Genomic DNA, 21,881 nt, shown 5'->3' on the forward strand with positions numbered 1-21,881 from the left:
GGGTTCGTCTCCTTGAGGCTCGGCCCGTTCACGAGCGGAACAGGCGGGTATATTGCGTCTCGTGCCTGAGCGAGGCGAGATCGGAGCGGAAGGCGGCGCCGCCGAGATCGTCGAGGCCCGCCGCCTCGGCCTCGCCCGCCACCTGCCGGCAGAGGGGCACGAGCGCGGCCGTCACCGCCTGCCCGTCGGTCTGGCCGACGACCCCGAGGCGCACGGCGGCCGAGACGAGATTGGCCGTGAAGGCGGCGAGAAAGGCTTCAAGCGTCATGGCGAGCGGCAGGCCGTGGCCCGCCGCCGCGACGCCGAGCGCGACGGGATAGGCGACGTCGCCCTCCCACGCGCCGTTCAGCAGGTCGAAGGCGGGCGTCGGCCAGGTCTTGCGGGCCGTAAGCACGAAGGCATTGCCCTGGGTAACGGTCTCCAGCAGCCGCTCGCGGGTCGTGGCGAGGGCGAGCGCCAGCTCCGCGACGCCGGCGAGGGCAGCTCGGTCGCGGGCCGTCACAGCCCGGTGGGACGCGGCGAGCAGGATGGCGTCGTTGCGGCCGGCGCCGTGGGCGAGGATGTCGGCGAGCCAGTTCTCAAGGCTCGCCGCATCCCGGATATCGCCGGCCTCGGCCGCCCATTCGAGCCCGTGGCTGTAGGCGAAGGCGCCGACCGGGAAGGCCGGGGACAGCCACGTCATCAGGGTCAGCATGGGCGAGGCGCCGGCGGGCGCCGCCTCACCTGTGGTCATGCCCGTGATCGTGATGGTGGTGGCCATGCTCGTGATGGTCATGGTCGTGATGATCGTGGCCGCAATCGCAGGCGCCATGCTCATGGTGATGCGCGTGGTCGTGCCCATGGGAATGATCAGGCCCGTGGCTGTGACCATGCCCGTGATCGTGCCCGCCGTGATCGTAGGCGCCGCGCTCGGGGCGGAAGGGGCGTTCCACCCTGGCGACGGCGCAGCCGAGACCGCGCACCATCTCGGCGAGTACAGGGTCGTCGGAGATAAAGATGGCGTCCGCCGTGATCTCGGCCGGCGTGTGGCGGTTGCCGATGTGCCAGGCGACCTTGAGTAGCCTCAGCGGGCTCTCGGCGCGGATCTCAATGAGCTTTTCCGGCGCGGCGCGCACGGCGACGAGCCGCCCGTCCTCGAGCTTCAGGGCGTCGCCGTCGTCGAGCACGGTCGCCTTGTCGAGGTCGAGCAGGAAGGAGAGGCCGCCGTCGGCGGTCAGGGTCACGCGGCGGCGGTGGCGGTCGTCATGAACGAGGGTGACGGTGTCGACGACGCGCTCGGCCTTGACGGCCGGGCGGCGGACGACGGAAGCGGCACGGAGCATGATGTTCTCCAGTTCAGTCGGGCGATGTGCCCGCGTTAGTAGCAGGAAACGGCGTTTGTGCTACTAACCTGCCCGATGTCGGATGTATCTGCATCAGAACAGGAAATACCGCTGCGCCATGGGCAGCACCTTGGCCGGCTCGCAGACAAGCAGTTCCCCGTCGGCCGTCACGGCATAGGTCTCCGGATCGACATGGATATCCGGCGTCGCGCCATTGTGGATGAGCGAGGCCTTGGAGATGCCGGAGCGGGTGTTGTCGACGGGCAGCAGCTTCTTCTCGACGCCCAACCTGTGATCGATGCCGCGGTCGAGGGCGGCCTTGGAGACGAAGGTGACGCTCGTCTCCGTCAGGGCCTTGCCGAGGGCGCCGAACATGTGTCGGTAGTGCACCGGCTGCGGCGTCGGGATGGAGGCGTTGGGGTCGCCCATGGCGGCGGCCGCGATGGTGCCGCCCTTGACGATGAGGTCCGGCTTCACGCCGAAGAAGGCCGGCGACCACAGCACGAGGTCGGCGAGCTTGCCGACCTCGACCGAGCCGATGTGGGCCGAGACGCCGTGGGCGATGGCCGGGTTGATGGTGTATTTGGCGATGTAGCGCTTGACTCGCTGATTGTCGTTGCCGCTCTCGCCGGGCAGATGGCCGCGCTGCACCTTCATCTTGTGCGCCGTCTGCCAGGTGCGGGTGATGACCTCGCCGACGCGGCCCATGGCCTGGCTGTCGGAGGACATCATCGAAAGGGCGCCGATGTCGTGCAGGATGTCCTCGGCCGCGATCGTCTCCTTGCGGATGCGGCTCTCGGCGAAGGCGAGGTCCTCGGGGATCGACGGATCGAGGTGGTGGCATACCATGAGCATGTCGAGATGCTCGTCGAGTGTGTTCACCGTGAACGGTCGTGTCGGATTGGTGGAGGAGGGCAGCACGTTCGGCAGGCCCGCCACCTTGATGATGTCCGGCGCATGGCCGCCGCCGGCTCCTTCCGTGTGGAAGGCATGGATGGTGCGGCCCTTGAAGGCGGCGATGGTGTCCTCGACGAAGCCTGACTCGTTGAGCGTGTCGGTGTGGATCATTACCTGCACGTCGTAGTCGTCGGCGACGGAGAGGCAGCAGTCGATGGCCGCGGGCGTCGTGCCCCAGTCCTCGTGCAGCTTCATGGCGCAGGCGCCGGCCTCGATCTGCTCGACGAGCGCGCCTGGCAGCGCGGCATTGCCCTTGCCGGCGAAGGCAAGGTTCACCGGCAGCGCGTCGGCGGCGCGGATCATCTGCTCGATGTGCCAGGGGCCGGGGGTGCAGGTGGTCGCATTGGTTCCCGTCGCCGGGCCCGTGCCGCCGCCGAGCATCGTGGTGATGCCGGACATCAGGGCATCTTCCACCTGCTGCGGGCAGATGAAGTGGATGTGGGCGTCGAAGCCGCCGGCGGTGAGGATCTTGCCCTCGCCGGCGATGACCTCGGTACCCGGGCCGATGACGATGGTGACATTCGGCTGGATGTCCGGGTTGCCGGCCTTGCCGATCGCCGCGATGCGCCCGCCCTTGAGGCCGACGTCGGCCTTCACGATGCCCCAGTGGTCGACGATGAGCGCATTGGTGATGACGGTGTCGACCGCCCCCTGCGCGCGCGTCGCCTGGCTCTGGCCCATGCCGTCGCGGATCACCTTGCCGCCGCCGAACTTCACCTCCTCGCCATAGGTGGTGAAGTCGCGCTCCACCTCGATGAAGAGCTCGGTGTCGGCGAGGCGCACCTTGTCGCCCGTGGTCGGGCCGAACATGTCCGCGTAAGCCGCGCGGGAGAAGGGGAAGGGCATGGGCGTCCTTTCTGGCTAGACGGGACGGAAGAGCCGGCTTCGGCTCGCCTTTCCGTCGAAGGTCAGGGTGCCGTCGCAGCCTGCGCGCTTGTTCAGGGCGGCGATCAGGGCGTCGGCGAAGTCGAGTTGCTCCGCTTTCATGATTTCGAGGCCGTCGATGACGGCATCGCGGTCCGCGATGACATAGCCGGGGCTTTCCAGCAGCGCCTCGATGGCCATGATCACGTCGGTGCGGCTCGCCCGGTAACGCCGCTGCAGGTTCCAGACGAGCTCGACAAGGACGACACTGTTGACGAAGCCCGGCGCCTCGGCGCTCAATGTCTCGAGCAGCCGCACCGCTTTCGGCGATTGCGCCGGGTCGTCGTTGGTCAACGCCCGCAGCAGGACGTTCGTGTCGAGCCCGATCACGGGGCTTCATCCGAAGCGGAGCGCTTCGACCTTTCGTCACGCGCAGCCGTTTCCGCGGCAATGGCCTCATCGTCAGACCCGAAACGAGGATCGGGCTTGAGATGGGCCAGCATGCCGGCGAGCGCCGCGGCGCTCTTGGCCCTGATGCGCATCCTGATCGTGCCGTCGTAGCCCTCGAAGAACTCGACGAGGTCGCCGGACCTGATGCCGAACTTGTCGCGCAGGGAGGCAGGAAGGGTTATCTGCCCCTTGCTGGTAACCGTAGAGGCGCCTATGTGCGTCATATTAGATATCTCCTTACAAATTTGAAGGAGGATAGCATTTTAACGGTACGCCTTACAGTCTGCCCATCACCTGCTGGCGGAAGCCGTAGACCTTGCGCTCGCTGGCGAGCGCAACGAGCGTGACCTCGCGCGTCTGGCCGGGCTCGAAGCGCACGGCGGTACCGGCGGGGATGTCGAGGCGCATGCCGCGGGCCTTGTCACGGTCGAAGGACAATGACGGGTTCGTCTCGTAGAAATGGTAGTGCGAGCCGACCTGGATCGGTCGGTCGCCGGTGTTGGCGACGGTGAGCGTCACGGTCTCGCGGCCTTCGTTGAGGACAAGTTCGCCCGGCCCGGCCAGCGTTTCGCCCGGCTGGAGCGCGCCGGTTGCGCCACGGATGGGGTTGTGCACGGTGACGAGCTTGGTGCCGTCGGGGAAGGTCGCCTCCACCTGTACGTCGGGGATCATCTCGGCGACGCCGTCCATCACCTGTTCCGGCGTGAGCACATGGGCGCCCGCTTCCATGAGGTCGGCGACCGAGCGGCCGTCGCGCGCGCCTTCGACCACGAAATCGGTGATGAGGGCGATGGCCTCGGGGTAGTTCAGCTTGACGCCGCGCTCCAGGCGCCGGCGGGCGACCATGGCCGCCACGGCGATCAGGAGCTTGTCCTTCTCACGCGGGGTGAGGTTCATCGCATCTCCTCCAGCTACCAGTAGCGCGGCACGCTGCGGCCGCGGAAAGCTTCGATCGTGCGCACGAGGTCGGCGCGCAGGGCCGCCGGGTCGGGTCCCATCAGGCGGGCGACGAGCAGGCCGTTCCAGGCGCTGGCGGCGCATTCGCTCGTCGCGCCGGCGAGAGTCGCGCGCATGGCGTCGAGCTGCGCCTCGGCGTCGGGGGCGACGTGGAGGATCGTGGCGAGCGCGCGTGCTTCACCGCCGATGGCCGGGCGTGCGAGCCGGGCCGCGATGCCGCCGTCGAGCCTGACCGCCTCCGCGAAGATGAGCCGGCCGTCCCGGCGGATCGACCAGCGGTCGTCGAGACGCCCTTCGGTAACCGCCTCGCCCATGGCGGTGCGGCCGAAGACGAGGCTCTCCGCGAGGGTGAGCGAGGCGTCCGGCGCCATCTCGACGTCGAGCCGGCGCACGAGCCGCGCCCGGTCGAAGAGGATCATCTCCTGTGGCAGCCAGGCAAGATGGCTGCCCGCGCCGAGTCTGAGCGCGATGTCGATGCGGGTGGGAGCATCCTCGGCCCGGTAGAGTTTCTCCGCTGCCTGGCTCGTGACGAGGGCTTGCGCGCCCGGGGCGAGGGCGATGTCGACGCGCATGTGGTCGCCGCCCGCCATGCCGCCGCCGGTGTTGATGAGGGTGCCTTCGCAGATGTCGGCGTTCCGCGGGAAGCGGATGCGGTAGCCCCCGCTCTCGGCCACCGTCAGCGCCTGTGTGCGCTCGCCGGCTGTCCCGAATGCGACGCGCACGCCGCCTTTCGCGCGCACGAAAGCGGGCACGCCGGGGACAGATGCGGCCGGAGCCGCGCCGGCGTGGCCCATGTCGGACCGCATATCAGACCGCAAGGCGCTGGCGGACATCGTCCTCCACCATGGTGTCGCGCGTGCCGGAAAGGACGATCTGGCCGCGCTCCATGACGGCGAAGGTATCGCACAGGTCGCGGGCGAACTCGAAGAACTGCTCGACGAGCACGATCGCCATGTCCCCCTTGCCGCGAAGATAGTCGATGGCGCGGCCGATGTCCTTGATGATGGAGGGCTGGATGCCCTCCGTCGGCTCGTCGAGCACCAGCACCTTCGGGCGGGTGACGAGCGCGCGCGCGATGGCGAGCTGCTGCTGCTGGCCGCCGGAGAGGTCGCCGCCGCGCCGGCCGAGCATGTCCTTCAGCACGGGGAAGAGCGTGAAGATCTCGTCCGGCACGTGCCGGTCGCCGCTCTTCAGGGGCGCAAAGCCGGTCTCCAGGTTCTCGCGCACGCTGAGCAGCGGGAAGATCTCGCGGCCCTGCGGCACGAAGGCGATGCCGCGGCGGGCACGATCATAGGGCTCGAGCCGCGAGATGTCCGCGCCGTCGAGGCCGATGCGGCCGGCGGAGATCGGCTGGCGGCCGACGATGGCGCGCATCAGCGAGGTCTTGCCGACGCCGTTGCGGCCGAGCACGCAGGTGACCTTGCCCGCCTCTGCGTCGAGCGAGACCCGGCGCAGCGCCTGGGCGGCACCGTAGTGCAGATCGATGGAATCGACGCTCAGCATGGCATTCTACCGTCCGAGATAAACTTCGATGACGCGCTCGTTGGCCGAGACCGCGTCGATGGAACCTTCGGCCAGCACCGAGCCCTCATGCAGGACGGTGACCTTGCAGCCGAGGTCGCGGACGAAGGCCATGTCGTGCTCGACGACGACGACCGAATGCTCGCGGGCGATCTCCTTGAGCAGATGCGCCGTCTCGGCGGTCTCCGCGTCGGTCATGCCGGCGACGGGCTCGTCGACGAGCAGGAGCTTCGGATCCTGCGCCAGCAGCATGCCGATCTCGAGCCACTGCTTCTGGCCGTGCGAGAGATCGGCCGCGAGGCGCCCGCGATGCTCGGTGAGGCGTACGGTCGACAGAATGGTGTCGATGCGCTCCTCGGCGATGCGGTTGCGGGCGCCGAAGAGGGCCGAGAAGGGCGAGCGCGCGCCGGCGAGCGCCAAGCGGATGTTGTCGGCCACCGTGTGGCTCTCGAACACCGTCGGCTTCTGGAACTTGCGGCCGATGCCGAGTGCCGCGATCTCGGCCTCGTCGAGCATGGTGAGGTCGATCATGCCGCCGAAGAACACCTCGCCCTCGTCGGGTCGTGTCTTGCCCGTGATGATGTCCATCATCGTCGTCTTGCCGGCGCCGTTGGGGCCGATGATGGCGCGCATCTCGCCCGGCGCTATGGCGAGCGAGAGCTTGTTGATGGCGCGGAAGCCGTCGAAGGTGACGGAGACGCCGTCGAGATAGAGCACGGTGTTGGTGAGGGTGGGGCTGGTCATCGCTTCACTCCGCCGCCTCGGCCGCGATCCCAGCGGTCTTTGCCGTGGCCGTCGCCTTGCGCTTCTCTCGCCGCTCGGAGAGCGTGCCGACGATGCCCTTCGGCAGGTAGAGCGTGACGACGATGAAGAGCGCACCAAGGGCGAAGAGCCACAGCTCCGGCAGAGCGCCGGTCAGCCAGGATTTCGCCATGTTGACGACGACGGCGCCGAGGGCCGCGCCGACAAGCGTGCCGCGGCCGCCGACGGCGACCCACACCACCGCCTCGATGGAGTTGGCGGGCGAGAACTCGCTCGGGTTGATGATGCCGACCTGCGGCACATAAAGTGCGCCGGCGACGCCCGCCATCATGGCCGAGACGGTGAAGGCGACGAGCTTGTAGTGCTCTACCCGGTAGCCGAGGAAACGCGTGCGGGATTCAGCGTCGCGGATGGCGATGAGCACCTTCCCGTAGGTGGAGGTGACCATGTAGCGCGCCACGCCATAGCCGAGAGCGAGTGCGATGACCGTCGCGACGAAGAGCGCAAGCCGCGTGCCCTGCGCCTGCACGGAAAAGCCGAGGATATCCTTGAAATCGGTGAGGCCGTTGTTGCCGCCGAGCCCCATGTCGTTGCGGAAGAAGGCGAGCATCAGGGCGAAAGTCATCGCCTGGGTGATGATGGAGAGATAGACGCCCGTGACGCGGGAGCGGAAGGCGAGCCAGCCGAAGACGAGGGCGAGGAGGCCCGGCACGGCGAGCACCATCAGGGCCGCGAAGGGGAAGATGTCGAAGCCCGACCAGTACCACGGCAGTTCCTGCCAGTTGAGGAAGACCATGAAGTCCGGCAGCACGGGGTGGCCGTAGACGCCGCGCGGGCCGATCTGGCGCATGAGATACATGCCCATGGCGTAGCCGCCGAGGGCGAAGAAGGCGCCGTGGCCGAGCGAGAGGATGCCGCAGTAGCCCCAGACGAGGTCGAGCGCCAGGGCGAGCAGCGCGTAGGAGAGATACTTGCCGAGGAGCGAGACCGCATAGGTCGGCACGTGCAGCGGCGATGTCTCCGGCAAGAAGAGGTTCGACAGCGGCACGAGGACGGCGAGGGCGGCGAGGACACCGAGGAAGATGGCGCCCTTGCCGTCGAGCATCGCAAGGAGGATGGGGCGTCGCGTCATGCTTCCACCGCCCGTCCCCTGAGGGCGAAGAGCCCGCGCGGGCGCTTCTGGATGAAGAGGATGAGGAAGACGAGGAGCAGGATCTTGCCGAGCACGGCGCCGGCGAAGGGCTCGAGGAACTTGTTGGCGATGCCGAGGGTGAGCGCCGAGACGAGCGTGCCCCACAGGTTGCCGACGCCGCCGAAGACGACGACCATGAAGCTGTCAACGATATAGCTCTGGCCGAGGTTGGGCGAGACGTTGTCGATCTGCGACAGGGCCACCCCGGCTACCCCGGCGATGCCCGAGCCCAACGCAAAGGCCATGGTGTCGACCCATGATGTGCGGATACCCATCGAGGCGGCCATGCGCCGGTTCTGCGTCACGGCGCGGATCTTGAGGCCGAAAGAGGTGGCCTTCAGCGCGACGATGAGGGCCGAGAAGACGGCGAAGCTGAAGACGATGATCCAGAGCCGGCCGTAGGTGATGGTGAGGCCGCCGAGGTCGAAGGCGCCGGCCATGTAGGAGGGGGCGCCCACCTCGCGGTTCGTCGGCCCGAAGAGGGAGCGCACCGTCTGTTGGAGAATGAGGCTGACGCCCCAGGTGGCGAGCAGCGTCTCCAGTGGGCGGCCGTAGAGATGGCGGATGATGCCGCGCTCGATCGCCACGCCGACGAGCGCGGCGACGAGGAAGGCCATGGGGATGGCGAGCGGCAGCGTCCAGTCGAACAGGCCGGGGGCGTGAGTGCGCGCCAGCTCCTGGATCACGAAGGTGGTGTAGGCGCCGATCATCACCATCTCGCCGTGGGCCATGTTGATGATGCCCATGACGCCGAAGGTGATGGCGAGGCCGATGGCGGCGAGCAGCAGCACGGAGCCGAGCGATAGGCCGTACCAGACATTTTGCAGCATCGACAGCACGGCAAGCCGCCGCTCGACGGCGGTGATGGCGCCTTCCGCAGCCTCGCGCACCGTCGGCGATCCCTGCGCGGCGGCAGCGCGCAGGAGCGCGAGCGCATCCTGGTCGGCCCGTGTGGCGAGGATGTCGACGGCCTCGATCTTCTGAAGGTCCGAGGCTCCGGCATCGCCGAGCAGGATGGCGGCGCGGGCCTCGCCCATTAGGCGCCGGATGCCGGCGACCTCCTCGTGGGCGATGGCCTCGTCGAGCGTTGCGAGGGCAGTGGCATCGCGCGAGCGGAAGACTGCTTCGGCCGCCTGGCGGCGGGCGGCGGCGTCGGGCGCCATCAATGTCAGGGCGCCGAGCGCGGCCTCGACGGCGCGGCGGATGCGGTTGTTGAGGCGCACGGCCTTGGGCGAGGGAGGCGCTTCGGCAAGGGCTTCCCCCGTCGCCGCGTCCGACCAGCCGCCGTTCGCGCCCTCGATGACCACGCGCTTGTCGGCGGCGACCGCGAGGCGGCCGTCGCGCAGTGCCTCAATGATGGCTTGCGTGCGGGCATCGCCCGAACGGGCGAGGAGATCGACGCCCTTCTCAATGTCGGGGAAGCGGCCGCTGGCGATGAGGAGGAGCGCGTCCCCGGTATCGGCCGGTGCCGCGCAGACCGGCGCGGCAAAAAGGCCGCAGGCGAGCGCAAGGATGAGGCAGATGAGGCGTGACATCGCGCGTCTTTCGGGAGAATGACCGGCGGCCTGGATGCCGCCGGCCTGGTGCGTCGGGCGCCTACTGGGCGACTGGGCCCTGGCCGCCGCACTTGCCGGTCTTGACGTTGAAGTTGCCGCAGGAGAGCGGGGCGCGCCAATCGGCGATGAGGTCCTTCGACCCGTCGAGATAGTCCGACCACTCGTCGCCGACGACGAGGCCCGGCGTCTGCGAGACGACGGAGAATTGGCCGTCCTCCTGGATCTCACCGATGAGCACCGGCTTGGTGATGTGGTGGTTCGGCATCATCGTGGAATAGCCGCCCGAGAGATTGGGCACCGAGACGCCGATGAGCGCGTCGATGACGGCGTCGGGATCGGTCGTGCCGGCCTTCTCCACCGCCTTCACCCACATGCTGAAGCCGATGACATGCGCCTCCATCGGGTCGTTGGTGACGCGCTTGTCATTCCTGGTGAAGGCCTTCCACTTGGCGATGAAATCGTTGTTCTCGGCCGTGTCGACGGACTGGAAGTAGTTCCAGGCCGCGAGATGGCCGACGAGCGGTTTGGTATCGATGCCGGCAAGCTCCTCCTCGCCAACCGAGAAGGCGACGACCGGGATGTCGGTGGCCTTGATGCCCTGGTTGGCAAGTTCCTTGTAGAAGGGCACGTTGGCGTCGCCGTTGATGGTGGAGACGACCGCCGTCTTCTTGCCGGCGGAACCGAACTTCTTGATGTCGGCGACGCGGGTCTGCCAGTCGGAATGGCCGAAGGGCGTGTAGTTGACGGAGATGTCCTCGTCCTTGACACCCTTGGCCTTGAGATAGGCCTCGAGGATCTTGTTGGTCGTGCGCGGGTAGACGTAGTCCGTGCCCTCCAGCACCCAGCGCTCGACGCCCTCGTTTTCCATCAGGTAGTCGACGGCGGGAATGGCCTGCTGGTTGGGCGCGGCGCCCGTGTAGAAGATGTTGCGGGAGGATTCCTCGCCCTCGTACTGGACGGGGTAGAAGAGGATGCCGTTCAACTCCTCGAAGACGGGCAGGACGGATTTGCGCGACACGGAGGTCCAGCAGCCGAAGGTGGCGGCCACCTTGTCCTTGGTGAGGAGTTCGCGCGCCTTCTCGGCGAACAGCGGCCAGTTGGAGGCTGGGTCGACGACGACGGCTTCGAGTTTCTTGCCGAGGAGGCCACCTTTCTTGTTCTGCTCCTCGATGAGCATCAGCATCACGTCCTTCAATGTCGTCTCGCTGATGGCCATCGTGCCCGAGAGCGAATGCAGGATGCCGACCTTGATGACGTCCTGAGCGCTGGCGCCTGCGGCCGGCAACGCGATTGTCGCCGCCGTCGCGAGCGTTGCGAGTATCTTCTGGAAACGATTTCGCATTGTCGTTGCTCCACCCCCGGATGATTGTTGCCTCGGGAGGGCAGCAAGCCCCGTGCCAGCCGCGCCGGCGGCGCGCAGGCTGCAGGCGGGGCCCGATCGACAAACGCGCTGATGATTTTTTGGGCAGAGCGATGCCCGTTTGCTGCGCGCCCGTGCGTCCGGCAGTTGCAGCAACCGGGGTGTGGGCATCTTTCCTGCGCGGGGGGAGGTGTCGCATCCTTCTCCGGTGCTCAGTGAAAATCGCGCGACTTGGGCAGGATGCGCACGTTGCGCGGATGGCCCGCGGAGCGCGGATGTTGTGGATGGGCGGACTCGTCGGCGCGCGACAGCGTCGTGCGCGCCTCGTGCGCCTGCGACAGCGCGGCAAGGTCCTGCGAGCGGTCGTCCACCACCTCGGCCATGAGGTGGACGACGCCCTCCGGGCTCTTCTGCACCCGCCCGGCAACAAGGGCGAGCCGCGCGCTCATGACCTGCCGGCGGAAGCGCTCGAAGCGCCGCGTCCACAGGACGACGTTGGTGATGCCCGTCTCGTCCTCCAGCGTCATGAAGATGGCGTTGCCCTTGCCGGGGCGCTGGCGCACCAGCACGACGCCGGCGACCTTGGCGAAAGCGCCGTCCGGCAGGGCCGCGATCTCGGCCGTGGTCCTGACGCCCTTGCGCCGGAAGCCCTCGCGCAGGAAGGCCATGGGGTGAGCCTTCAGCGACAGGTGCAGCATCTGGTAATCGGCCACCACATGTTCCGACAGCGGCATGGCCGGCAGGGCGGCATCGGTTTCGTCCGCCAGTTCGCGTGCCGCGGCGGCGGCGAAGAGCGGCAGGGGCGCGTCGTCGGGCAGGCGGCGCACGGCCCACAGGGCCTCCCGCCGGTCGAGCCCGATGGAGCGGAAGGCATCGGCATCGGCGAGGATCTTCAGGGCTCGCTGCGGCAGGCGAGCGCGCTTCCACAGAGCTTCGACGCTGTCGTAGCCGACCCCGCGCGCGGCCAGGAGCGCCTTCGACCAGTCCGCGCTGAAACCGTCCACTTGGCGAAACCCCAACCGCAGGGCGAGCGCGCCGTCCGGGCGTTTCTCGAGCGTGTTGTCGTGGACGCTTGCGTTGATGTCGACGTTGCGCACCTCGACACCGTGTTCGCGCGCATCGCGTACGATCTGCGCCGGGGCATAGAAGCCCATGGGCTGGGAATTGAGCAAAGCGCAGGCGAAGACGGCCGGGTGGTGGCATTTGATCCAGGCCGAGATGTAGACGAGCTTGGCGAAGGAGGCGGCGTGGCTCTCGGGAAAGCCGTATTCGCCGAAGCCCTTGATCTGGTTGAAGCAGCGCTCGGCGAAGGCGCGCTCGTAGCCGCGCGCCACCATGCCCTCGACCATCTTCTTCTCGAAGGTATGGATGGTGCCGACATGGCGGAAGGTGGCCATGGCGCGGCGCAGGCCGTTCGCCTCTTCGGGCGTGAAGCCGGCCGCCACCATGGCGATCTTCATGGCCTGCTCCTGAAAGAGGGGCACGCCGAGGGTGCGGCCGAGCACCTGTTTCAGTTCGTCCGGCGGGCCATGTTCTGGCGAGGGAGCGGGATAGCTGACCTCCTCCTCGCCGTTTCGCCGGCGCAGGTAGGGATGCACCATGTCGCCCTGGATGGGGCCGGGGCGCACGATGGCGACCTGGATGACGAGGTCGTAGAATTCCCTCGGCTTGAGGCGCGGCAGCATGTTGATCTGCGCCCGGCTCTCCACCTGGAAGACGCCGATGGAATCGCCCTTGCAAAGCATGTCGTAGACGGCGGGATCCTCCCTCGGCACGGCGGCGAGATCGAGGTCGAGGCCGCAGTGGCTGCGCAGAAGATCGAAGGCCTTGCGGATGCAGGTGAGCATGCCGAGGCCGAGCACATCGACCTTCATGAGGCGGACGGCGTCGATGTCGTCCTTGTCCCACTCGATGAAGGTGCGCTCGTCCATGGCGGCATTGCCGATGGGCACCGTCTCGTCGAGGCGGCTGCGCATCAGCACGAAGCCGCCGACATGCTGGGAGAGATGGCGGGGAAAGCCGAGGAGTTGCGTCGCAAGGTCGACCGCGCGGCGGATCACCGGGTTCTTCGGGTCGAGCCCAGCCTCGCGGATGTGCTTGTCGGCGATCGGCGAGCCCCAGCTCCCCCAGACCGTGCCGGCGAGGCGGGCGGTCACGTCCTCCGTCAGGCCGAGCGCCTTGCCCACCTCGCGGATGGCGCTGCGCGGGCGGTAGCTGATGACGGTGGCGGCGATGCCGGCGTGGTCGCGGCCGTAGCGCTCGTAGATGTGCTGGATCACCTCCTCGCGCCGCTCATGCTCGAAGTCGACGTCGATGTCCGGCGGCTCGCGCCGCTCGCTGGAGATGAAGCGGGCGAAGAGGAGGTCGTTATCCTCCGGGTCGACGGCGGTGATGCCGAGTACGTAGCAAACGGCGGAATTGGCGGCCGAGCCGCGCCCCTGGCAGAGGATGCCATGATCCTCCGCATAGCGCACGATGTCGCGGATGGTGAGGAAGTAGCGCGCATAATCGAGTTCGGCGATGAGGGCGAGTTCCTCCCGCAGGAGCTTCTCCACCTTCTGCGATATCCCCTGCGGATAACGCAAGGCGGCGCAGCGCCAGGTCAGCTCCTCGAGCCAGTCCTGGGGGGTCCTGCCGGGCGGCACCGGCTCCTCCGGATAGTCGTATTTCAGTTCGGAGAGCGAAAAGTCGATACGGTCGAGGACCTGCAGCGTTTCGCCGATCGCCTCAGGCGCATCGCGGAAGAGCCGCGCCATTTCCTGCGGGGGCTTCAGGTGCCGCTCGGCATTGGCGGCCAGGAGGCGCCCGGCCGTGTGGATGGTGACGCCCTCGCGGATGCAGGTCAGCACGTCCTGCAGCGGACGCTGGGCGGGTTCGTGATAGAGCACGTCGTTGACGGCGAGGAGCGGCACATCGGCCCGGGCCGCGATCGCTTTCAGCCCGGCGAGGTCGCGCCGGTCGCTGCCGCCATGGGCCATGGCGGCGGCGAGCCAGGTGGCGCCCGGAGCGGCTTCCTTCAGTTCGCGGAGGATGTCGAGGGACATGCCCTCGGGCTGGCCGGGCATGACGATGAGGAGGAGGTTCCGCGCATCGGCCACGAGATCGGCGCGGGTGAGGATGCACTCGCCCTTGTCCGCTTTCAGCTTGCCCATGGTGAGGAGGCGGCACAGGCGCCCCCAGCCGGTGCGGTTCACCGGATAGGCGAGGATGTCGGGCGTGTCGTCGGCGAAGACGAGGCGGGCACCGACGACGACCCTGAAGGGAGGCAGCGTCTTGCCCTGTTCCTGCAGAAGCGTCCTGATCTCCTCGAGCGCCGAATGGGCCCGCACCACGCCGGCGACCGTGTTACGGTCGGCGATGCCGATGCCGGCAAGGCCGAGGAGGAGCGCCTGCTTGACGAGGTCCTCGGCCTTGGAGCCGCCGCGCAGGAAGGAGAAATTGGTGGTGACAGCAAGCTCGGCATAGGCTGCCGCCGGCATTGGGGCATGAGCGCTCATGCGAAGATCCCGTGCAGGAACCAGCGCGGGGCGGGCGCTTCGCCGAAGAGGCCCTGGCGGAAGACCCAGAAGCGCCGTCCCCTCGCATCCTCGACGCGGTAGTAGTCGCGCGTCGGCTCCTCACCCGCCTCGTCGCGCCACCATTCGGGCGCGATCCGCTCCGGTCCCTCGGCGCGGGCGATCTCGTGCAGCACGCGCCGCCAGCGGAAGCGCAGCGGCGGCCCGTCCGGCACCTCGGCAAGCGCCTCGATGGGCTGTGGCGGATCGAAGAGATGGACCGGCCGCGCCGGGGGATCGGCCGGCCGCTCGACGGGCCAGCCGCAAGGTGGCGCCGTCCCGTCGTCGTCGAGAGCCGCCGGCACCATGCGCACGGCCCTTTCGGGAATGTGCGTGTCGACGAAGGCCGGGCGGAGGACGGCCGCCCCGCCGAAGCGGGCACCGAGCCGATCGACGAGGGCGGCGACCTCCTCGTCCTCGACCATTCGCCCGTCGAGGCTCACCTGGCTCTCGCCGAGCGGCTCGCAGGCCGTGACGGCAAGGCGCAGCAGGTCGAAGCCGAAGCCGGGGTCGAGGGGATCGGCGAGCGCCGCGAGCCGCTCCCGGAACAGGCGCATGACGACGGCCGCGTCGCGCGCCGGCCGGCCGGTGGCGACCGCAAGGCGCGTGACCCGCCCGTCGGCGCGGAAGAAGGCGGCCTCGAAGCGCCGTCCGCCCTCGCCGCGCTCCGCGAGGATGCGGCCGGCGCGGTGGGCGAGCCCGGCGAGGGCGGCGTCGATGTCCTCCTCGCGGGCCACGGGCTCGGCGAAGCGCCGCTCGACGAGGCAGGGTGGCAGCGGCCGGCGCGGCGAGATGCCGATGTCCTCCTGGCCCAGGATACGCGCGAGACGGACCGGCAGGTCCGCGCCGAAGCGGGCGGCAAGCGGCGCGCGCGGGCGCTCCGCCAGGTCGCCCACGGTCTTCAGCCCCGCCCGGGTGAGGGCGAGCAGTACTTCCGGCGAGACGCCGAGCGCGGCCGCCGGCAGCGGCCGCACCGCCATCTCCTCCTCGCCGGGCGGGACGATGTCGTGCCGCCCGAGCGCCTTGCGGCCGAAGCGGGCGAGCGCCGCTGCCGCCTGGGGCGTGCCGGCGACGCTGCCCCGCACGGTCAGTCCACCGCGGGCGAGGCCCTGCATCACCGTCCGGCGCAGGCCGGCCTCGCCGGCGAAGAGATGGACGCAGCCGGTGATGTCGAGCACGAGGCCGTCGGGCTCCTCGACGGTGACGAGCGGCGTATAGCGGTCGCACCAGTCGGCGAGGCGGGCGAGCAGGGCGGCATCGGCCGCGCGGTCCATGTCCACCGCGACGAGATGGGGAATGCGGGCGCGCGCATCAGCCAGGGTGAGGCCGGGGGTGAGGCCGAGCAAGAACCCCTGCCGGTCGACGGCGGCAAGGCGCAGCGCGCTCGAGACCTTCTCGACGAGGACGAGCGGCGCCTCAGCCTGTGCGGGCGAGGGGGGCGAGGTCCGGCGCTGCCGGTCGGCCGGCAGGAAGGGGAACCACAGGGCGAGATAGCGGCGCGGGCTCGCGGAAGAGACGGTGCTCACGGTGCCACTCCAGGCGCCAGCGGCGGCCCTCAAGGCCGGCGCGATGGCGCAGCAAGGTGATGTCGAAGGCGGGATGGCCGGGGGCGTTGGCGGCCAGCGGCCGGGACGGGGCGGCGGCGGCCGACCAGCGTGTCGCCGCCGCGCTCGGCCGGGGCGTCGCCGCGATGCGCAGCAGAAGGGCGGGAACACCGGATTGCTCGGCCGCGAGCGCGAGGCGGCGGCTCGCCGTCAGGTCGAGGGATTTCGGGTCGCCCCACGGCTCGATGACGACGGCGCCGAGCGCCGGGCAGCGCAAGGCCTCCGCCCCCGCCTGCAGCACGCAGGTGGCATCGGGCCCCGTCACCACGACGAGCAGGCCCGGGTCGAGCCCGAGGGCGGCAAGGCCCGGCGCGTGAAGCGCGCCGGTTTCCGCCACGGAAAAACCCTGCCGCACCCAGACCACGCGGCGGTCATCCGCCGCGGCTCGCGCCGCAAGGGCGGCGGCAAGACCGGCAGCGGCGCCGGCATCCGCCTCCTCGTGCGCGAAGATCTCGTGCACCGCGGCCCGGAGGAAGCCGCCGCCCAGCAGCCCATCCACGGCCGGCGCCCCGCATGTGAAGCGCCGGCCTGTTTCGGAAGCCGCCGGTTCGATCGCGGCAATGCTCCGCCGCAGCGCCTGCAATGTATCCTGCACCGCGCTCATGATTTTTGTTCCTGTTTCGTTCTATAACGACTCAGGAGAACGCGAGAGTCAATGCCGGGCCCGCGAGCGCCGTCAGTCGACAGCCGGCATGAGCGGCCGTACCTGGCGGCGGCCGTTCATGCCGCCGCCAGCAGATGTCCGATGGCGAAAGGGAAATGAGAGTGGGGATGCTCTTCAGCGGAAGAGGGAATCGACGTCGTCCTGCGACACGACGTTCATGTCGCCGGCGAGCGGCGGCCCGTTGAGCAAGGCCTCGTCGCCCTTCTCCTCCTCTTCCTCCACCTCGGCCTCGGCAAGGCTCGAGAGGCTGTCCGGCCCGCCCCAGATTTCCATCATGCTGGCGACACGCTCCTCGATGAACTTGAGCGTGCCGACCACCTTGCCGATGCGCTGGCCGGTGAGATCCTGGAAGTTGCAGGCCTCGAAGATGCGGATAACCTGCTCGTAGATGTGGTTGGCGAGTTCCTGCTGCTCGCCCGTGAGCTGCTCCATCAGCACGCCTGTGGCGTCGTTGATGGCCTCCGCCGAGGAGAGGATCGTCTCCGTGGCGCTCTCGGTGTCCGAGACGACGGCGTCGAGCTCGTCTGTCACGCGGCTCTTCTGCTCGCCGCGCAGACCCTTGGCATGAAGTGTCGCGAGCTCCAGCTTCGTCCTCTGGATGCTGCGCTGGATGGCGTCGACATCCTGCCAAAAGGCGCCACCTTCCGAGATCTGACCGATTCGCTCGTCGCGGCTGTTGATGGCTTCGACCAGAGTGCGCAACTCGGCGAGCTGCTGCGTGATCTGTTCGAGCTGCGCCGACACCGCCGGGCTCCCCATGAGTGTGTCGCCGAAACCGGTCTCGACCATGGATTCGATGCGAAACGGCCGATGGCCCGCAGTCATCGGCACCTCCCTTTTTAAGGATTGGTCAATTCAGGGCGTTACTATACGTGCTCGGCTTCAACCAAGGCAAACGGTCCGGCTTCCGTCATGCAAGCTTCGTGCAAGTTTTCTGCAAGAGTCTCCGCGCAGCGAAATGCGCCCCTGTCAACAAAGTGCAAAGCGGTGGAGTGAACTATGGCGCTTGATCTTTCGATGCCGATCCTCGTGGTCGACGATTATAAGACCATGGTTCGCATCATCCGCAACCTGTTGAAACAGCTCGGCTTTCAGGATGTCGACGAGGCGGCTGACGGCACCGAGGCCTTCGCCAAGATGAAGGAGCGCGACTATGGTCTCGTCATCAGCGACTGGAACATGGAGCCGATGACTGGCTACGAACTGCTCAAGCAGGTCCGCGCCGACGAGAAGCTCGCCCACACGCCCTTCATCATGGTGACCGCCGAGGCGAAGTCCGAGAACGTCGTCGCTGCCAAGAAGGCCGGCGTCAACAACTACATCATCAAGCCGTTCAATGCGCAGACACTGAAAGGCAAGATCGAGGCGGTCTTCGCTGAGCAGTAATCCTCTGCGCATTCGTTCGAATGGGCCTGTGGCGCACGCCCTGCCGGGGGCAGGGCGTGCCACTTTGTATTTTAAGCGTGTAAATCCGATGGTTTCTGCTGGTCGAGACGGTCTGGCAGGCTGCTGCCGGTCCGGCTTGTCTTACCTGGCAGCAACTTTTAATATCAGAGACTTGTAGATGGGCGCGGCTCGACTTCGAGCGGATGCCCTCGACGATTGGGGGGCGGAAGTTGCGTCGTCCTGCGGCGTCTCGTTCCTGCTGGGCCTCCTCCTGCCGGGGGCCGGAATGAATTCCGAGAACAGCATCGCTCAGCGCCTCCGGGCGGCCCGGCGCCGCGCGGGCTTTGCCAGTGCGGCTGCGGCGGCGCGGGCCTTCGGCTGGAGTGAGGTGACCTACCGCGCCCATGAGAACGGCTTGCGCGGCATTCGGTCTGCCGTTGCCGAGCATTATGCGGCGTGTCTCAACGTCAGTCTCGCCTGGCTCCTGACCGGGGAGGGCCGACATCCCCGGCGACACCATCTCGACATCGCCGGGGAGGTCGGCGACGGCGGCAGCGTCCGGCCCCGGCTGAGGGCGGGGCCGCCGCGTGCGGTTTTCAGCGTCGAGACGCCCGTCGCCATGTCGCCACAGGCCATAGGCTTCCGGATCGCCGGGACGGCGCTGCAGCCGCGCTACGATCCCGGCGACATCGTTGTCTGTGACCGAACGGGGGATAGTCCGCGTAACCTCATCGGTCGGGAAGCCGTCGTGATCACCAGCCAGGGCCGCGGCTACCTGCGCATCGTGCGCAAGGTCATGCGCTCGGGCCTCGTCGATCTGCAGTCCGGCGACGGGCATGTGACGCGCGCCGTCCACGTCGCCTGGAGCGCGGCAGTCACATCGGTGGTGCGCTCCCGCCGGGGGTGACGGCTGGCCGCGATGCTGCCGCGCGCCCATGACACCCTGCCGGGACGTTCCCGCATCGCTGATGTCCCGCGCGTTCTCCACCGCACTCCAGGGCTCAAGTCATCGGGTCGGCTGAAGGCTGATGAGATGGCCGTTTCAAGCGCTTTTCGCGCGCTGGTGGCATGGCGCTGCCGTTAAAATTTTAGCGATAATTGTAGCGGACCGATGCAAAAATGACTCAGTGCAGCACATGCATTCCAAATCGATACAAAACGTATTGACCCTTAACGGATGATTAATAATTCTTGAATTGCTGATTCGCTGTTGGCGCGGCCGTTTCAGGTGTCGTCGTCAAGGCTTCAGGATCGCTGCGGCGTGTTGGGTGTCGTCGACGGATGATCGGTCGCTCCATGTGACGGCATCTTCCGTGCTCAGGCTTGTCCGGGCATTGCCTGTCGCTGTCGGCGGTCGAGTGCGGGGTGGAGTGCGTATTCCTCTCTCACGAGAGGGGAGATATGGAGCTGATATCTACAGAACGATAAAATCGCAGATATTATAATTGTGTAATGACCAAACGATATATGTCGCCTTATCAAGGTAAATCAGTGCTGCGTGCCTGATCTTGATTGATCGGGTGTGGCGTGATGACTGATTTTTCGAACGGGCTGGGGGGTCAGGCTGTGTATATCGTTGTTGACGAAAGGCAACTTGTCACATCCGGCTATGTGGCAAGCTTCGGACGCGAGGGCGTGCCGTCCATGGGCTTCTACTCGGGCGAGTTCCGGGAATGGCTGGAGACGGCATCGACCGTGGATCTCAATGCGGTGCAGGGGTTCGTGCTCGGCGACTTTGCCGACCGCTCGAGCTATCCCGAGCTCATCCGCAACCACAGCCGTGCGCCGATCATCGCGTTGAGCGAGACGCGCTCGCTGGAACAGACGCTCGAGCTCTTTACCGCCGGGATCGACGACGTGGTTCGCAAGCCGGTCCACGTAAAGGAAATCCTGGCGAGGGCAGAGGCCGTGTGGCGGCGCGTGAACAGCGCCGAAGAGAAGACCACGATTGGCCGGCTCAAGGTCTTTTACGACGGCCGCGATCCGGAGATCGACGGCGAGGCGGTGACGTTGCCTCGCCGCGAACGTCACATCCTGCAATATCTGGTGCGCGCACGCGGCCGGCGCGTCAGCAAGATGCAGCTGTTCAACGCCATTTACGGTCTTTACAACGAGGCGGTGGAAGAGAGCGTGGTCGAAGGCCACGTCAGCAAGCTGCGCAAGAAGCTGCGCGAGCGGCTCGGCTACGACCCGATCGAGGCCAAGCGCTATATGGGCTACATGTTCGTCGACCGCGGCTGAGCTGCCGCACGCCCTTATCCCCTTGAAGGCGCTTCCTCGCCGGCCGGCGAGGAAGCGCTTCTATTTTTGGCGTGCACGCATGGCAACAAACCGGTAATATTTGCAAGCTAAGGTGGAAAACATAGCGGATTGAGGCGGTCCTAGCTTGCGCCTCAAAGGCATGATGCCGCTCCGCTATGCCGGTTCAAATCCGGCATGTCCCTTTCAAACAATCCACATCTCAATGTGAAGGGACGAAAGCATGTCCAGCTTGCTGACCAATGCCTCGGCGATGACTGCTCTGCAGACGCTGACGGCCACCAACAAGAACATGACCGCGACGCAGACTCGCATCTCGACGGGCATGCGCGTGTCGACGGCGTCGGACAACGCCGCCTACTGGTCGATCGCCACCACCATGAAGTCCGACAACGCCGCCCTCTCGGCGGTGAAGGACGCCATCGGTCTCGGCGCCGCGACCATCGATACGATGTACACCGCGCTCGACACGACGAAGGAAATCGTCACCGAGATCAAGAAGAAGCTCGTCGCTGCCCGTGACGCCGGCGTCGACCGCGCCAAGGTGCAGACCGAGATCACCGACCTGCAGAACCAGCTCAAGAGCTCGGCCTCGTCGGCGGTGTTCAACGGCGAGAACTGGCTCGACGTCGACTCGAGCGCGACCGCCTACAACGCGACCCGCGCCGTCGTCGCCTCGTTCTCGCGGGCCGGCGGTGCCGTTTCGATCGACAAGATCGACATCGACATTTCCAAGATGCACCTGTTCGATGCGAACGGTCAGGTCGGCCTCTACGACGAGGCACTTGAGGATGATACCGGCACTGCCTACACGTTCACTGCCGTGACCCAGCGTACGGGCACTGCCGGCGCGAAGATTTCGGTCTTCACCTTCGACATCAGTGGCGTGACGAACGCTGCTGCGGACCTCACGGAGCTTGAGAACGTCACGAAGGGCGTCGATGCAGTCCTCAACCAGCTGACGGACTCGGCCTCCTACCTCGGCTCCGTCAAGAAGCGCGTGGACATCCAGAACGACTTCGTCACTGCGCTGTCGGATGCTGTGACGCGCGGCATCGGCCAGCTGGTCGACGCCAACATGGAAGAGGAATCCACCAAGCTGCAGGCGCTGCAGGTGCAGCAGCAGCTCGGCATCCAGGCCCTCTCCATCGCCAACTCCTCGACGCAGAACATCCTGTCGCTCTTCCGCTAAGACGACGGTAAGCTGCACCGTGAAGGGGTCGCGCTTCGCAAGAAGCGCGGCCTTTGTCTATGAGGATGCTTCCATAAGTATCCGCCACGGCTGCGCGGCGGTTCGATTGACGGATGCTGGAGCGGGGGTTGCGAAGCGCAGCATTTCCCATCCTCGTGCCCGTGCTTGTCGCGGGCATCTACGCCTGGAACTTCGAGCAGCGTTGGAGGCGTGGATGGCCGGGACAAGCCCGGCCAAGACGAATAGGCAGGGTGTGCTGCACTCCCAGCCAAGATACCTGA

The 21,881-nt window shown here is 67.3% G+C and carries 20 protein-coding genes; 4 read left to right on the forward strand and 16 right to left on the reverse strand.

Features of this window, described 5'->3' with window-relative positions; all coding sequences use genetic code 11:
- Positions 1 to 28: 28 nt before the first annotated feature.
- The 16 genes from P2T65_RS16515 to P2T65_RS16590 all read right to left on the reverse strand — a co-directional run bounded on the left by P2T65_RS16515 (position 29) and on the right by P2T65_RS16590 (position 17,588).
- Positions 29 to 775 (reverse strand): urease accessory protein UreF, encoded by a 747-nt coding sequence (locus tag P2T65_RS16515; RefSeq protein WP_245316238.1) that lies wholly within the window; start codon positions 773 to 775, stop codon positions 29 to 31.
- On the reverse strand, positions 720 to 1,322 hold the full coding sequence (locus P2T65_RS16520; RefSeq protein ID WP_055460492.1) for an urease accessory protein UreE: 603 nt from the start codon (positions 1,320 to 1,322) through the stop codon (positions 720 to 722). Before P2T65_RS16520 ends, P2T65_RS16515 begins: the two co-directional genes overlap by 56 nt.
- A 93-nt stretch (positions 1,323 to 1,415) precedes the next feature.
- Positions 1,416 to 3,125 (reverse strand): urease subunit alpha, encoded by a 1,710-nt coding sequence (gene ureC / locus P2T65_RS16525; protein WP_071924212.1) that lies wholly within the window; start codon positions 3,123 to 3,125, stop codon positions 1,416 to 1,418.
- Between the two features lie 15 nt (positions 3,126 to 3,140).
- Entirely contained in the window at positions 3,141 to 3,533 is a 393-nt protein-coding gene (locus P2T65_RS16530) for a type II toxin-antitoxin system VapC family toxin (protein ID WP_055460494.1), read from the reverse strand.
- Positions 3,530 to 3,817 carry an AbrB/MazE/SpoVT family DNA-binding domain-containing protein gene (locus P2T65_RS16535; RefSeq protein ID WP_055460495.1) on the reverse strand — a complete coding sequence of 96 codons (288 nt, stop codon included), beginning with the start codon at positions 3,815 to 3,817 and terminating at the stop codon, positions 3,530 to 3,532. The genes P2T65_RS16530 and P2T65_RS16535 overlap by 4 nt, the downstream gene beginning before the upstream one ends.
- Before the next feature lie 52 nt (positions 3,818 to 3,869).
- Positions 3,870 to 4,490, reverse strand: coding sequence for an urease subunit gamma (locus tag P2T65_RS16540; RefSeq protein WP_276200227.1), 621 nt, complete (start codon positions 4,488 to 4,490; stop codon positions 3,870 to 3,872).
- Positions 4,491 to 4,504: 14 nt separating this feature from the next.
- The gene (locus P2T65_RS16545; RefSeq protein ID WP_276200228.1) at positions 4,505 to 5,272 is read right to left on the reverse strand and encodes an urease accessory protein UreD; all 768 of its coding nucleotides are present in this window, start codon (positions 5,270 to 5,272) and stop codon (positions 4,505 to 4,507) included.
- An 85-nt stretch (positions 5,273 to 5,357) separates the two neighbouring features.
- Positions 5,358 to 6,053, reverse strand: a complete 696-nt coding sequence (gene urtE / locus P2T65_RS16550; protein ID WP_071924209.1) for an urea ABC transporter ATP-binding subunit UrtE — start codon at positions 6,051 to 6,053, stop codon at positions 5,358 to 5,360.
- 6 nt (positions 6,054 to 6,059) lie between these two features.
- Complete coding sequence (urtD, locus tag P2T65_RS16555) at positions 6,060 to 6,815, reverse strand: urea ABC transporter ATP-binding protein UrtD (protein ID WP_063187051.1); 756 nt, start codon at positions 6,813 to 6,815, stop codon at positions 6,060 to 6,062.
- Between the two features lie 4 nt (positions 6,816 to 6,819).
- Positions 6,820 to 7,965, reverse strand: coding sequence for an urea ABC transporter permease subunit UrtC (gene urtC, locus P2T65_RS16560; RefSeq protein ID WP_063187049.1), 1,146 nt, complete (start codon positions 7,963 to 7,965; stop codon positions 6,820 to 6,822).
- Entirely contained in the window at positions 7,962 to 9,560 is a 1,599-nt protein-coding gene (gene urtB / locus P2T65_RS16565) for an urea ABC transporter permease subunit UrtB (protein ID WP_276200229.1), read from the reverse strand. The genes urtC and urtB overlap by 4 nt, the downstream gene beginning before the upstream one ends.
- Before the next feature lie 61 nt (positions 9,561 to 9,621).
- The gene (gene urtA / locus P2T65_RS16570) at positions 9,622 to 10,923 is read right to left on the reverse strand and encodes an urea ABC transporter substrate-binding protein (RefSeq protein ID WP_276200230.1); all 1,302 of its coding nucleotides are present in this window, start codon (positions 10,921 to 10,923) and stop codon (positions 9,622 to 9,624) included.
- A gap of 230 nt (positions 10,924 to 11,153) precedes the next feature.
- Positions 11,154 to 14,438, reverse strand: a complete 3,285-nt coding sequence (locus P2T65_RS16575) for an error-prone DNA polymerase (protein WP_276200231.1) — start codon at positions 14,436 to 14,438, stop codon at positions 11,154 to 11,156.
- A complete protein-coding gene (locus P2T65_RS16580) occupies positions 14,435 to 16,021 on the reverse strand; it encodes a DNA polymerase Y family protein (RefSeq protein ID WP_276200232.1) in 1,587 nt (528 codons plus the stop codon). The genes P2T65_RS16575 and P2T65_RS16580 overlap by 4 nt, the downstream gene beginning before the upstream one ends.
- Entirely contained in the window at positions 15,912 to 16,703 is a 792-nt protein-coding gene (locus tag P2T65_RS16585) for a hypothetical protein (protein WP_055460503.1), read from the reverse strand. Before P2T65_RS16585 ends, P2T65_RS16580 begins: the two co-directional genes overlap by 110 nt.
- Positions 16,704 to 16,877: 174 nt before the next feature.
- A complete protein-coding gene (locus P2T65_RS16590) occupies positions 16,878 to 17,588 on the reverse strand; it encodes a protein phosphatase CheZ (RefSeq protein ID WP_082464887.1) in 711 nt (236 codons plus the stop codon).
- A 174-nt stretch (positions 17,589 to 17,762) separates the two neighbouring features.
- Here P2T65_RS16590 and P2T65_RS16595 point away from each other — a divergent pair, with 174 nt between their 5' ends.
- The 4 genes from P2T65_RS16595 to P2T65_RS16610 all read left to right on the forward strand — a co-directional run bounded on the left by P2T65_RS16595 (position 17,763) and on the right by P2T65_RS16610 (position 21,600).
- Complete coding sequence (locus P2T65_RS16595) at positions 17,763 to 18,149, forward strand: response regulator (protein ID WP_055460505.1); 387 nt, start codon at positions 17,763 to 17,765, stop codon at positions 18,147 to 18,149.
- A gap of 286 nt (positions 18,150 to 18,435) precedes the next feature.
- Positions 18,436 to 19,056 carry a helix-turn-helix domain-containing protein gene (locus P2T65_RS16600; RefSeq protein ID WP_071924204.1) on the forward strand — a complete coding sequence of 207 codons (621 nt, stop codon included), beginning with the start codon at positions 18,436 to 18,438 and terminating at the stop codon, positions 19,054 to 19,056.
- Between the two features lie 659 nt (positions 19,057 to 19,715).
- Positions 19,716 to 20,390: a response regulator transcription factor gene (locus tag P2T65_RS16605; protein ID WP_055460507.1), complete on the forward strand. Its 675-nt coding sequence runs from the start codon at positions 19,716 to 19,718 to the stop codon at positions 20,388 to 20,390.
- 241 nt (positions 20,391 to 20,631) lie between these two features.
- Entirely contained in the window at positions 20,632 to 21,600 is a 969-nt protein-coding gene (locus tag P2T65_RS16610; RefSeq protein WP_071924203.1) for a flagellin, read from the forward strand.
- Positions 21,601 to 21,881: the final 281 nt, after the last annotated feature.

The sequence above is a fragment of the Chelatococcus sp. XZ-Ab1 genome (assembly GCF_029309855.1).
GTDB lineage: Bacteria > Pseudomonadota > Alphaproteobacteria > Rhizobiales > Beijerinckiaceae > Chelatococcus_A > Chelatococcus_A sambhunathii.